This is a genomic window from Acidovorax radicis N35 (assembly GCF_000204195.1).
Taxonomy (GTDB): domain Bacteria; phylum Pseudomonadota; class Gammaproteobacteria; order Burkholderiales; family Burkholderiaceae_C; genus Acidovorax; species Acidovorax radicis.
In genome coordinates this window covers 343960-357150 of sequence record NZ_AFBG01000019.1, presented here as the reverse complement: position 1 = coordinate 357150, position 13191 = coordinate 343960, and the positions used below count along the sequence as shown (strand labels likewise).

The following is a 13191-nucleotide window of genomic DNA, read 5'->3' as shown; positions in this document are numbered from 1 at the left end:
AGACTCAGGGACTAGCGCGGCGTGCCCGACGCACTTGCCACTGTGCCAGGCACAGCAGCGTGGTGGCTGCCATGTACTTGGCCACACTGAACCATGAGTTGAAAATCCGCGACTTGCCGACTGCGCGCAGATTCATGGAAACGGGCACCTCGGCAATACGTAGCCCGGCGCGGCGCACCATCAGCAGCGCACCCAGGTCCTGGTAGTCCAGCAAGGTGGCTTCACGCGATGCCAGAACTTGCATGGCATCGGCGTTGTAGAGCCTGAATCCCGAGGTAAGGTCGCGCAAGTCAAAACCGGCCAGGTGGCGAAACCAGTTCCAGGCCAGTTGCCGTGTACGGCTGGCGCGCTCTGGGTACGCTCCTATGACCAGATCGGCCCGATCCCGCGCCCGCAGCAAAACAGGAATCTCGTTGACCTCATGCTGCCCATCGGCGTCCATGGTGATGACGGCTTGGTAGCCGTGCAGCAGCGCATAGCGAATGCCCGCCTGCATGCCCCCCCATGCACCCATGGGGAGCACAGGATTCAACACGCAGGCACCCGCCGCGCTGGCAATGGCGGACGTATCGTCCGTGCTCTGGTCATTGATGACCAGTACATCGTGCCAGCCTGCGGCATGCAAATGCTGCAGCACGCTGCCAATGGTGCTGGCTTCGTTGCGTGCGGGGATCACCACCAGAAGGTCTTTGCCCCGAGCCGGCCTTGCCGCCTCTGGGGCCACCAGTGTGTACCGGGTCGCAAGCGCTTGGGCGCTGGCCGCGATGGAGAAGTGCCTGTGCAGGGAGCGCTGTCCAGCGGCACCAAATTCGGCACGTTGTCCGGGCTGGTCTTGCATGTGCTTGAAGGCCGCCCGCCAGCCCGAGATATCGCTCTCCAGGGAAACACGCAAGCCAGCACCTGCCTGCGAAACGACCCAGGGCATGCCCGATCCGGGCAAGTCGCTCACGATGCAAGGCCGGGCGTGGTGCATGGCTTCCAGCAACACCATGCCGAAGGCCTCGGTCCGCTCGCGCGAAGCCAGGCAGAAGACGTCGCAACTTCTGAGCAGCGCATGTTTCTCGTCGTCACCCACGTTCCCCAGAAGGCGCACATTGGGCTGTTCGCCGGATCGGGTGTGGGTGGCAATGAGGGCCTCCAGTTCCTGGCGGGAGTCGCCTTCTCCCACGATCAACAACTCCAGCCCCGGTTGGCCCGCCACAGCGCGGACCAGGGTTTCAAAACCTTTGTAGTAGGTGAGGCGCCCGATCGACAACAGGCGCAGCGCGCCGCCACCTTCGGCTGCCCAGGCATTTAACGGTTTTATCTCGCCGGAGGGTGCAGGGGTGGTGCAGTCCAGGCCCAGGGGAACTACATCGCATTTGTCCCGCCATTTTCGAAGTGGCTCGCTGGCTTCCAGGTATGACGCAGATGTGGCAATGACCCGCGCCGCCTGGCTGAGTACCGCTTGTTCGAAGGGCCTGTAAAGGCGGTAGGCGATGGCAACTGCCGTGCGGATGCGTGACACCACCACGTCGGAATGCCAGTGCACCACCCACGGAATGTCGCGCGCCTGCGGCAGGGTGAGCGCCCAGAAAACGGAGTTGTTGGGCATGTGCAGGTGCAGCACATCAGGCTGGATGCGCTGAATGGCCCGACCCAGTGCTTTCCGAAATCCGAGTGCGATGGGCGCGTAGACCACGCTGAACTGCACTGGCACCCGCTGCAACCATAGGGGGTCATCAGGCAGGGGATCGCCGTGCACCAACGCATGGGCATCCAGGCCCTGGCGCCGCTGTTCATGAATCAGATCGGTCAGAAAAACTTCCATGCCTCCGTGGTACGGAGGAAAGAATTTGCCGACGTGCAAGACCCTGAGCGCCATGTGCCTGCGAAGTGCTAGCGTTTAGCTGCAGGCATGCCCGCGATTTTTTCGCGCACTTGCCGGTATTGGGGATTGCGTGGGTCCAGCTGGATGGCTTGGTCCAAATCCTTTTGTGCCTCTGGAATGCGCCCCGTGCTGTGGTAGACCATCGCGCGGGCGTAGTACGCCGCAGCGCTCGGTTTTTGCGCTACCAGCGCCTCCAGCAGCGCGGTGGCCTGCTTGCCATCGCCTTTGCCCAGCAAGGCCATGGCCAGGCCTTGGACGAAACGCGGGTTGTGGGCATCGGTCTTGAGCAGCGTTCGGAATTCGGTGGCGGCTTCGTCAAACTGCTGAACCGCAAGGGCCGCTTCGGCCCGCCGCAGGCGAATGGTGGGTTCGGTGCTCTGGTTGTTCTTGTCTTTGGCGACTTTTTGCAGCGCGATCGTGAAGCTCTCAAAGGCGGGCGCGAACTGGTTGAGCGCAAACTGGGACTCGCCGCGGTGGTAGTACAAGGGCAAGTCTGAGTAACCCAGGGCCTCGGCGGCGGCAAAGGCCTTCAAGGCTTCGGCGTGCTTTTTTTGCTGCTGCAGGACGACTCCGACATTGAGGCGTGTGCTGCGGCCCAGTTCGCCCCGGTCGCCGAAAGCGGCAGCGGTTGCAAACGCGCGTTCAGCCTGGTCGGGGAACCCCCTGCGCAAGTGGTAGGCGCCCAGGTTCATGAAGGGTCGGCTGCGGCCCACGGCGTTGGCAGGGGCCTTGAGATCGATTTTCTCGGCCGCGTCGGTCCAGGCCGTGCTTTCGTCCCGCAGCGACAGGTTGCGCTCCAGGGCCAGCGCACCGAACACCAGGCCCAGGATCACGCCAGCCACGTAGATCGTGCGGGGCTTGAAGCCCGTGAGTGCAATTGCCAGCAGGCCTGGCAGAGCGACGGCCCAGAGGTAGCTGCGGTACAGAACAAAGGGGTCTTGGATCCAGACGGTGGCGAACTCCGTGGCAAACCAAAGCATCGGAAGCAGCAGGCACAGCGCTGCCAGGCCCAGCGCGCCGGTGCGTCGCAAAACCAACCAAATACAACCTGACAACAGTGCGACGTATCCCAAGGCGCCTACAAGTTGCCAGGGGGATGCAAACCCCAAGGGAAATGCCGGGCGCAGGTCGAGCGACATCCACCCGACATAAGGCAGCACCCACAGCAATCCGTAGGCAAAGAAGAGCGCAGCCTGGTTCAGAATGCTCAGCGGATAGATCTGACCGGTGGTGCCGGGACGCATGGCTTCAAGTTGCTCTGCGAACGCGATGGATTGGGCGTCAAAAAGCCGCCCCACCAGATCGCCACGGAGGTGAAGCAGGGATCCCACCGCCAGCGCAAGCAGCAGCAAGGCACCAATTACCACGGTGGCGGTGCGCTTGCCGCCCGGACGGCACACGTAGACATACAGGGGAACTGCTGCTGCGGCGGTCATCACCGCATGCTCCTTGGACAGCACGGCCAGCAGGTAGCTCAGCAGCGCGCCTGCGTACCAGGCCACTCGCTTGGTTTGCAGCCCACGCACAAAGGCCCAGCATGCCAGCACGGCGAACAGGGTCGCCATGAGGATGGACCGTTGCACCAGATAGCCGACGGCGTACACCGCCATGGGGTGGAGCGCAAACAGCGCCACCCCAACCTGCAAGGCCGCCCTTTGCGACGACGCGAAGTGCGCCTGTTCCTCGATGTCCTGTGGGAAACGCGTGCTGGCCATCAGCGCTTTGAAGAACGCATACATCGCAGCCACCACGCCCAGGTGCAAGGCGATATTGACGATGCGCTGCTTCCACCAGCCAGCGCCTGCGATCTGCTCTACCCAGACGAAGCTGCCATAGGAGACCATGCGCTGCTTGAACTCCAGCAGGCTGCCGTAGTTGCCAAAGATCGTGCCTTCCGTGAGCCGTATGTCGTCAAACAGCAGCTCATTGTTCAATCCAGGCACATACACGCCCAACACGGCCAACAACAAAATCAGGGCGAAAAAGTAGGGTGCTTTGCCGGATTGAGCCATGGAAGGGCGTCGGGGGGGAATGTGGGGGAGAGCCGTCCCCGGTTGGGGAGGCTCTAGCGCGAAGGCAGTGTAGCAGACCAAAAAACGTCACAGACTGTGAAAAAGTCCGCAAAAACAATGACTTGATGGGGGTGCCCGCGCTGCGGGAAACTCCTGCGCGGGCCGCTTTGGGTGTACGCGTCTTGCTGTGCCCCCCCTGTGTGGCAGGAGGCTACAACCGGGCGGTTTGATGACCGCGGCCGATCATCAGATCCAGGTTCTGAACAGCCGCCCCCGAGGCCCCCTTGCCCAGGTTGTCGAACACGGCAGTCAGCAGCACCTGGCCATGGCGGGCGTTGCTGAAAACGCCCAGCTGCATCTGGTTGGTGCCGTTGAGGGCCTGCGGGTCCAGATGCTGGGTGTCTTGTGCTTGCGCGAGGCCCAGGACCTCGACATGGGCTGCACCGAGAAAGTGCTGGACCAGGCAAGCGTGCAAATGCTCTCCGGTGGTGCCTGCGGGTAGCTGGCGCAGCAAGAGCGGAATGGTGAGCGCAATCCCCTGGCGGAACGAACCATAGGCTGGAAGAAAGAACGGGCGCTGCGACAGCCCGGCATGCAAGGCGATTTCCGGGGTGTGTTTGTGTTCCAGTCCCAGGCCGTAGAGCTGGAAGGCTGGGGCGTTGGCCGCGTTCGGGCCTTCATGTTCGTCCACGCGGGCCCGTCCGCCGCCCGAATATCCCGACACCGCATGGATGGTGATGGGATGGTCGGCGGGCACCAGGCCCGCCTGCACCAGGGGCCGCAGCAGGGCGATGGCGCCCGTGGGGTAGCAGCCTGGGTTGCTGACCCGCCTGGCGCCCGCAATGCGTGCGGCCTGTTCTGCGCCCATCTCCGGAAAGCCATACACCCACTGCGGGTCCGTGCGGTGCGCCGAGCTGGCGTCGATCACGCGCACGGCGGGGTTGACGATGGCGGCCGCGGCCTCGCGGGCTGGGGCATCGGGCAGGCACAGGATGGCGATATCGCAGCTGTTGATGGCCTCGGTGCGGCGGGCGGTGTTCTTGCGTTCGTGGTCGGGCAGGGTCAGCAGTTGCAGATCCGTGCGGCCGCGCAGGCGCTCGTGGATCTGCAGGCCGGTGGTGCCTTGGTCGCCATCGATGAAGACAAGGGGTTGGGTGGTCATGGGGGCAGGTTCCTGAAATGGAGGGGATGTGGAATCTTCGGTCCCGGTCTAAACTTTGAAAAGTTGAATTTCACAAACATCAGCATCAGGTTTACTGAACGTCATGCGCGAACTCAATCTCGACCGGCTGCGCACCCTCGTCACCATCACCGACCTGGGCTCCTTCGCCGAAGCCGCCCGAACGCTGCACCTGGCGCCGCCCACGGTGAGCCTGCACATTGCGGACCTGGAGGCCCACATCGGTGCGCCATTGCTGGTGCGTAAGCGGGGCGAGGTGCGGCCATCCGGCGTGGGCGAGTTGCTGGTTGAACGCGCCCGGCGCCTGCTGGCAGATGCCGACGAAGCGATGGACCTGGTGCAGCGCCAGGTGCAGGGGTTGGCGGGGCGTGTGCGTCTGGGCGCCTCCACGGGCGCCATTGCCCATCTGTTGCCCCTGGCCCTGGAGGCATTGGGCCAGCACCACCCCGGCATTGACGTGCAGGTGGCGGTGCTCACCTCGCAGGAAACCATGTCGCGCCTGGCCAATGGGGCACTGGATGTGGGCCTGGTGGCCCTGCCGCAAGCGGCAATGTCTGGCGTTGCGGTTCTGCCGTGGCGGCGCGACCCGGTCATGGCGTTTGTGCCGTCCTCATGGCCTTTGCCCGCAAGGGCCACGCCCCGCTGGCTGGCGGGCCAGCCGCTGATCCTCAACGACGACGGCACCAGCCTGTCAAGGCTGACAAGCGAGTGGTTTGCGCTGGCCGGCGAGCACCCCAAGGCGCGCATCCAGCTGAACTACAACGACGCGATCAAGAGCCTGGTGGCGGCAGGCTATGGTGCAACGCTGCTGCCCCACGAGGCTTCCACCGCCGCGCCACTGGACCCGCGCATCCGCATGCTGCCGCTGCATCCCCGGCTGTGGCGGCCTCTGGGTATCGCGCACCGCGCAGGCCCTGTGGAGCGGGCCACCCAGCATGTGCTGGATGTGCTGTGGCAGCAAAAGCAGGGGTAGGGCGGGGCTGCAGCCTGTGTCCGCTGTCTTGCACGCAACGCTGCACAAGACAGGAGATCAGCAAAAATAACAATAAAAATGTACTTTGGCGCTTGCCCGTAAAGCGCTGATAGCTATCAATATAGTAGTAAATCAGGGCGGTGCGAGCCGTTCAGCGGTCCAAGCCGCCAATGGCTGCTCTGCATCGCAGCGCTCCCGCGATTCAGATGGGGTTGTCCGGCGCCAGCGCGCTCAGCACCATGCGTACGATCAACTCCTCGGCCTTGTCATAGTCGCGTTCGGTCAGCGCCGGTTTGCCCAGCAGCAGGGCGAACTGGGCTTCCTGCTCGGCGTAGGCCTGCGTGACCGACCAGATGATGAACATCAGGTGCGTGAAATTCACCTTGGCGATGCGGCCTTCGCGCGCCCAGCGCTCGAAGGTGCGCACCTCGGTCTTGAGCAGCGGGCCCACGCGCTCGATGATGGCTTTGCCATAGCGTGGTGCACCGGCAATCACCTCTTTGGTGAATACCTTGGCGCCCTGGGGGCGCGTGCGCGAATACTGCAGCTTGGCGCGGATATAGCGCCGCAGCGCCTGCTGGGGGTCGTCGCTGTGCGAGAGGTCTTCCATGCCCGCCAGCCACTGGGTCAGCACATCGTCGAGCACACGCTGGTACAGCGCCTCTTTGCTGGTGAAGTAATACAACAGGTTGTGGCGGCTGATGCCAATGGCTGCGGCAATGTTCTCCAGCGAAGCACCCTCGAAGCCGAATTGTGCAAAGTGGTTCTCAGCTTCGGTGAGGATGCTCTGTTCCTTGAGCAGGCGCGAGGCGGTGGGCGCGCGGGGGACGGTGTCTGCGGGGGACGGGCGGGCGTCGGTCATCGCACCATTGTGGAACAAGCCAGGGGCCAAAAACTGGCAATTCGCTGGCGTGGGGCGGGGATTTGTGGCGATTTGACTGGCACGGGGTTTGCTCTAGGGATTTTACCAATTGGTAAATTTTTACGGGTTGGTAAATTGACCCACCACACAGGGCACCGCTGCACCAAAGCAGTGGGCACCTGAATCCTACAGCGAGGCCCACGATGAAACCTCCGAAGTTTGCGGGCGCCAGCACCTACGCTGGCGCCGCATTGGCTGGCCCCGGCCCCATGAGCTGCGGGCGCTGCAGGCGCTGCAAGGCGCCGGCGCACGCCCAGACCCCCACCCCGACCCTTCCGGAGGAAAACTGATGGACACACCCGCAAGCCGTGCCTGCGGCATTCATGCTGCACGCCTGAACCTGGCCGACTACGCTGCCAACTTCAGTGATGCGCACCCGCCGCTCACCAAACCCCAGGCCTTGATCGAGGCCGAGCGCTGCTACTACTGCCACGATGCGCCCTGCGCCACCGCCTGCCCCACGGGCATCGACATCCCTTCGTTCATCCACCGCATCGCACAGGAGAACAACCGGGGTGCTGCGCGTGCCATCCTGGAGGCGAACCCGCTGGGCGGCATGTGCGCGCGGGTGTGCCCCACCGAGGTGCTCTGCGAGCAGGCCTGCGTGCGCAACACCAACGAGGACAAGCCGGTGGAGATCGGCTCGCTGCAGCGCTACGCCACCGATGCCTTCTTTGCCCAGCCTAGCGCGCCCCTGTTCCAGCGCGCGGCCGCTACCGGAAAGCGTGTGGCCGTGGTGGGCGCCGGGCCTGCAGGCCTGGCCTGCGCGCATGGCCTGGCCGTGCGCGGCCATGACGTGGTGCTGTTCGAGGCGCGCCCCAAGCTGGGCGGCCTGAATGAATACGGCCTGGCCAGCTACAAGACCACCAACAACTTCGCGCAGAAGGAAGTGGAGTGGCTGTTGTCCATCGGTGGCATCGAGGTGCGCACCGGCCAGCAGTTGGGCCGTGACATCACGCTCGACAGCCTGCTGGGCGCGTACGACACTGTGTTTCTGGGCCTGGGCCTGCAGGGTGTGAACGCGCTGGGCGTGGCCGAGCCCACGGTCACCGGCCTGCGCAATGCGGTGGACTTCATCGCCGAGCTGCGCCAGAGCACCGATCTCTCGACCCTGCCCGTGGGCCGCCGCGTGGTGGTGATTGGTGGCGGCATGACGGCGGTGGATGCCGCCGTGCAGTCGCGCAAGCTGGGCGCCGAAGAGGTGACCATCGTCTACCGCCGCGGCGCAGAGGCCATGTCGGCGTCCGCTGTGGAGCAGCAGTGGGCGCAGACGAATGGTGTGACCATCCGCCACTGGGCTGCACCGAAAGAGGTGCTGAGCGAAGGCGGTGTTGTCAAGGGCGTGCGTTTTGCCACCACGGCGCTGAGTGGCGGCAAGCTGGTGGAAACCGGCGAGACCTTCTCGCTGGAGGCCGACATGGTGCTCAAGGCCATCGGCCAGACCTTTGTGGCCGAGCCGGTGGGTGCCTCCATCGCGCTGGAAGCCGGGCGCATTGTGACGGACCTGGAGGGCCGCACCAGCCTGGCGCGCGTCTGGGCCGGAGGCGACTGCCGCGTGGGTGGCCGCGACCTCACGGTGGAGGCGGTGGAGCACGGCAAGGTCGCCGCTGTCTCCATTCATCAAGCGCTGAGCGTGCCCGTGGCACTCGTGGCCTGACGTCGTCAACTGCAACTCACGGGAGCACCCCATGGCAGACATTCGCAGCAATTTTCTGGGCATTCAAAGCCCCAACCCCTTCTGGCTGGCCTCCGCACCGCCCACCGACAAAGAGATCAACGTCACCCGCGCCTTCGAAGCCGGCTGGGGTGGCGTGGTGTGGAAGACGCTGGGCGAAGACCCGGCGGTGGTCAACGTCAACGGCCCGCGCTACTCCACGCTGATGTCGCAAGACCGCCGCGTGATTGGCCTGAACAACATCGAGCTGATCACTGACCGGCCGCTGCACACCAACCTCGAGGAGATCAAGCGCGTCAAACGCAACTGGCCCGACCGCGCCATGATCGTTTCGCTCATGGTGCCTTGCGAGGAGCAGAGCTGGAAGGCCATCCTGCCGCTGGTGGAAGACACCGGCGCTGACGGCATCGAACTCAACTTCGGTTGCCCGCATGGCATGAGCGAGCGCGGCATGGGCGCGGCCGTCGGCCAGGTGCCTGAATACATCCAGATGGTCACGGCCTGGTGCAAGCATTACAGCAAGCTGCCCGTGATCGTGAAGCTCACGCCCAACATCACTGACGTTCGCCAGCCCGCACGCGCCGCCAAGGCGGGCGGGGCCGACGCGGTGTCGCTCATCAACACCATCAACTCCATCATGGGTGTGGACCTGGACCGCATGGTGATGAGTCCGAGTACCGACGGCTGGGGCTCGCACGGCGGCTACTGCGGACCGGCAGTCAAGCCCATTGCGCTCAACATGGTGGCCGAGATCGCACGCGACGCGCAGACCGCGGGCCTGCCCATCAGCGGCATTGGAGGCATCACCACCTGGCGCGATGCGGCCGAATACATTGCGCTCGGCTGTGGCACCGTGCAGGTGTGCACGGCCGCCATGGTGTACGGCTTCAAGATCGTGCAGGACATGTGCGATGGGCTGTCGAACTTCATGGACGAGCATGGCTACGCCACGATCGACGACTTCAAGGGCCAGGCCGTGCCCACGGTGAAGGACTGGAAGAACCTCAACCTCAACCACATCGAGAAAGCCGTCATCAACCAAGATGCCTGCATCCAGTGTGGCCGCTGCCATGTGGTGTGCGAAGACACCTCGCACCAGGCCATCACTTTCACCAAGGACGGCGGAGTGCGCAAGTTCGAGATCAACGAGGCCGAGTGCGTGGGCTGCAACCTCTGCGTGTCGATCTGCCCTGTGCCCGAGTGCATCACCATGCGCGCCCTGGAGCCGGGCGAAGTCGATGTGCGCACGGGCAAGCAGGTCACCGGTGAATACGCCAACTGGACCACGCACCCCAACAACCCGCAGCGCGTGTCTGCAACGGCCTGATCCTGCACCCGATGCGTGCTTCCATTGCAGGCCATGCAAGACGTTCCGGATGCCCCCGTCGTGGTGCTGATTTGCAACGCATGCTGCACTGCATCTGGTGCAGTTCTTGCGTCCTCTCTAGCATCGCTCGCTTCCCTTTGCCCGCCATCTGCCAGCGTGAGGGCGCCGGACCAGACAGCGGGTTGTGTGCAACCCCAACGAAGTCTTTGACAGGAGTACAGGCATGACCAACAGTACCGGCAGCGCTGCCCACGTGGCGGGGCTAATGCCCGGCGGAGCCTCCAACACGCTCGCCAATGAAGATTTGCTCCCCACCACCGCCGCGCAGCGGCACTGGACCTGGAAAGACTTCGCCGCACTCTGGGTGGGCATGGTGGTGTGTGTGCCCACCTACACCATGGCCAGTTCCATGCTGGACCAGGGCTTCACCTGGCAGATGGCGGTGTGGCTCGTGTTCCTGGCCAATTGCATCGTGCTGGTTCCGATGGTGCTCATCGGCCGCGTGGGGCCCAAATATGGCGTGCCGTTTCCGGTGCTGGCGCGTGCTTCGTTTGGTGTGAAGGGCGCCAACCTGCCGGCCGTGCTGCGCGGCCTGGTAGCGTGTGGCTGGTTCTCCATCAACTGCTACTTCGGCGCACTCGCGCTGCATGGCTTCTTGAACATCGTGGGCATGAACCTCGCAGGGCCAGCTGCTGGGGAGACCATCAGCACCTCGCAGTTCATGTGTTTTCTGGCGTTCTGGGCCGTGCACATCTACTTCATCTGGAAGGGGCCGGAGTCCATCCGCCTGCTGGAAGTGATTGCCGCGCCGCTGATGATCGGAGCTTCCATTCTGTTCGTGGTGGTGCTGATGATGAAGGTGCCATCGGGCCAGCTCTTCAACCTGCCCGCCAAGGTGGTGGAAGGCGGGCCCAAGACCTGGGCGGCACTCACGGGGCTGGTGGGCTTCTGGGCCACGCTGGCGCTCAACATCCCGGACTTCACGCGCTTCGCCAAGTCGCAAAAGGACCAGGTCATGGGCCAGGCCATCGGCCTGCCGCTGCCCATGGCGCTGTTCTCCATGGTGGGCGTCATCGGTTTCTCGGCGTCGGCCATCCTGTATGGCAAGGCGCAGTTGTTCCCTGATGGCCTGCTGACCCAGATGGGCAGCGTGGCCGCGGGCCTGGGCCTGCTGGTGATCCTTCTGGCCAACCTGACGACCAACGTGGCCGCCAACCTGGTGTCGCCTTCGTACGATTTCAGCCAGATCGCGCCCTCCAAGATCAGCTTCCGCATGGGCGGCGTCATTGCTGCGCTGATCGGGCTCGTGTTCATGCCCTGGAAGATCCTGGCCACATCGGGCGGCTACCTCTTCACCTGGCTGGGCGGCTACGGCACGCTGCTGGGCGCCATCGCGGGCATTTTGCTGGTGGACTATTACCTGGTGCGCAAGAGCGAGTTGAAGGTGGAAGACCTGTACCGCCGGGGTGGCGAGTACGAGTACAGCAATGGCTGGAACCTGCACGCGCTCATCGCCTTTGCACTGGGCGTGCTGCCTTGCTTGCCAGGCTATCTGGCGGTGTCGGGCGTGGTGGACAAGGCGGGCATGCCCGCCATCTGGCTCACGCTGTTCGATTCGGGCTGGTTCTTCAGCCTGGCCGTGGCCGGTACCTATTACTACCTGACCGCCAAGAAAAAATGACCTCTGGCCCTGCCTGGGCCTGGTGCCAGTGCAGGGCCCTTTTTTTGATCTGTATCCCTGAAGGAGACCCCCATGACCCAAGCCCTTGTGATCCGCGGTGGAACCGTGGTCAACGCCGACCGTGAGCAGCGTGCCGATGTGCTGTGTGTCGATGGCCGCATCGTGGCCGTGGGGGAGGGGGCTGCGGCCCAGGCGCCTGCGGGGGCGCAGGTGCTCGACGCGAGCGGGCAATATGTGCTGCCCGGCGGCATCGACCCGCACACGCACATGCAGCTGCCGTTCATGGGCACGGTCACCATGGACGACTTCTTCACGGGCACGGCCGCAGGCTTGGCCGGTGGTACCACCAGCATCATCGACTTTGTGATCCCCGACCCGCAGGAGCCCATCCTGGACGCCTACCGCAAGTGGCGCGGCTGGGCCGAGAAGTCGGCGGCCGACTACAGCTTCCATGTCGCCATCACATGGTGGAGCGAGCAGGTTCGCGCCGACATGGGCACGCTGGTGCAACAGGAGGGCGTGAACAGCTTCAAGCACTTCATGGCCTACAAGAACGCCATCATGTGCGACGACGAAACCCTGGTGAACAGCTTCAAGCGCGCGCTGGAGCTGGGCGCCATGCCCACGGTGCATGCCGAAAACGGCGAGCTGGTGTACCTGCTGCAGCAAGAGGTCGCCAAGATGGGCATCACCGGCCCCGAAGGGCACCCGCTGTCGCGCCCGCCCATGGTCGAGGCCGAGGCTGCCAACCGCGCCATCGCGATTGCCGACGTGCTGGGCGTGCCCATCTACGTGGTGCATGTGAGCTGCATGGAGTCCGCCGACGCCATCGCCCGCGCCCGTGCGCGTGGCCAGCGGGTGTATGGCGAGGTGCTGGCTGGGCACTTGTTGATTGACGACAGCGTGTACCGCGACCCGGACTTCGCTGCCGCTGCCGCCCACGTGATGAGCCCGCCCTTCCGCCCCAAGGTTCACCAGGAGGCGCTGTGGCGCGGCCTGCAATCAGGCCAGCTGCACACCACCGCCACCGACCACTGCACCTTCTGCGCCGCGCAGAAGGCGGCAGGCAAGGACAACTTCGCCAAGATTCCCAATGGCACGGGCGGCGTGGAAGAGCGCATGGCCGCCATCTGGGATGCCGGCGTGAACACCGGCCGCCTCACGCCCAGCGAGTTCGTGGCCATCACCTCGGCCAACTGCGCCAAGCTGTTCAACATCTACCCGCGCAAGGGCTTCATCGGTGAGGGTGCCGACGCCGACCTGGTGCTGTGGGACCCTGAAGGCACCAAGACCTTCTCGGCCAAAACGCAGTTCAGCAAGGGCGACTTCAACATTTTTGAAGGCCGCACTGTGCGCGGCATTCCCAGCCACACCGTGAGCCAGGGCCGCGTGGTGTTTGCCAATGGCGACCTGCGCGCAGAGCAGGGCAAGGGCCGGTACATCAAGCGCCCCGCGTTTGGCAGCAACTTCCAGGCCGTGCAAAAGCGCGCCCACGATCTGGCCCCCACTGCGGTCGCTCGCTGAAGAACGAACGCCATCACGGAGAACACC

The 13191-nt window shown here is 64.3% G+C and carries 9 protein-coding genes; 5 read left to right on the top strand and 4 right to left on the bottom strand.

Translation table 11 applies throughout. The features are described 5' to 3' along the window. Positions 1-4 precede the first annotated feature (4 nt). From ARADN35_RS0111445 to argC, 3 genes are all read right to left on the bottom strand, one after another. A complete protein-coding gene (locus ARADN35_RS0111445; RefSeq protein ID WP_010462197.1) occupies positions 5-1810 on the bottom strand; it encodes a glycosyltransferase in 1806 nt (601 codons plus the stop codon). A 68-nt stretch (positions 1811-1878) separates the two neighbouring features. Continuing rightward, positions 1879-3882 carry a tetratricopeptide repeat protein gene (locus ARADN35_RS0111440; RefSeq protein WP_010462195.1) on the bottom strand — a complete coding sequence of 668 codons (2004 nt, stop codon included), beginning with the start codon at positions 3880-3882 and terminating at the stop codon, positions 1879-1881. Between the two features lie 211 nt (positions 3883-4093). After that, positions 4094-5044, bottom strand: coding sequence for an N-acetyl-gamma-glutamyl-phosphate reductase (gene argC / locus ARADN35_RS0111435; protein WP_010462193.1), 951 nt, complete (start codon positions 5042-5044; stop codon positions 4094-4096). A gap of 103 nt (positions 5045-5147) precedes the next feature. Here argC and ARADN35_RS0111430 point away from each other — a divergent pair, with 103 nt between their 5' ends. Further along, complete coding sequence (locus tag ARADN35_RS0111430) at positions 5148-6035, top strand: LysR family transcriptional regulator (RefSeq protein WP_010462191.1); 888 nt, start codon at positions 5148-5150, stop codon at positions 6033-6035. 202 nt (positions 6036-6237) lie between these two features. On the opposite strand, the gene ARADN35_RS0111425 is transcribed toward ARADN35_RS0111430, so the two are convergent. After that, positions 6238-6897 carry a TetR/AcrR family transcriptional regulator gene (locus tag ARADN35_RS0111425; RefSeq protein WP_010462190.1) on the bottom strand — a complete coding sequence of 220 codons (660 nt, stop codon included), beginning with the start codon at positions 6895-6897 and terminating at the stop codon, positions 6238-6240. A 349-nt stretch (positions 6898-7246) separates the two neighbouring features. On the opposite strand from ARADN35_RS0111425, the gene ARADN35_RS0111420 reads away from it, so the two are divergent. From ARADN35_RS0111420 to hydA, 4 genes are all read left to right on the top strand, one after another. Continuing rightward, positions 7247-8614, top strand: coding sequence for an NAD(P)-dependent oxidoreductase (locus tag ARADN35_RS0111420; RefSeq protein WP_010462187.1), 1368 nt, complete (start codon positions 7247-7249; stop codon positions 8612-8614). Positions 8615-8645: 31 nt separating this feature from the next. Then, on the top strand, positions 8646-9959 hold the full coding sequence (preA, locus tag ARADN35_RS0111415) for an NAD-dependent dihydropyrimidine dehydrogenase subunit PreA (RefSeq protein ID WP_010462186.1): 1314 nt from the start codon (positions 8646-8648) through the stop codon (positions 9957-9959). 223 nt (positions 9960-10182) lie between these two features. Further along, positions 10183-11640 carry an NCS1 family nucleobase:cation symporter-1 gene (locus ARADN35_RS0111410; RefSeq protein WP_010462184.1) on the top strand — a complete coding sequence of 486 codons (1458 nt, stop codon included), beginning with the start codon at positions 10183-10185 and terminating at the stop codon, positions 11638-11640. Between the two features lie 72 nt (positions 11641-11712). Then, positions 11713-13164: a dihydropyrimidinase gene (gene hydA, locus ARADN35_RS0111405; protein ID WP_010462182.1), complete on the top strand. Its 1452-nt coding sequence runs from the start codon at positions 11713-11715 to the stop codon at positions 13162-13164. Positions 13165-13191 lie beyond the last annotated feature (27 nt).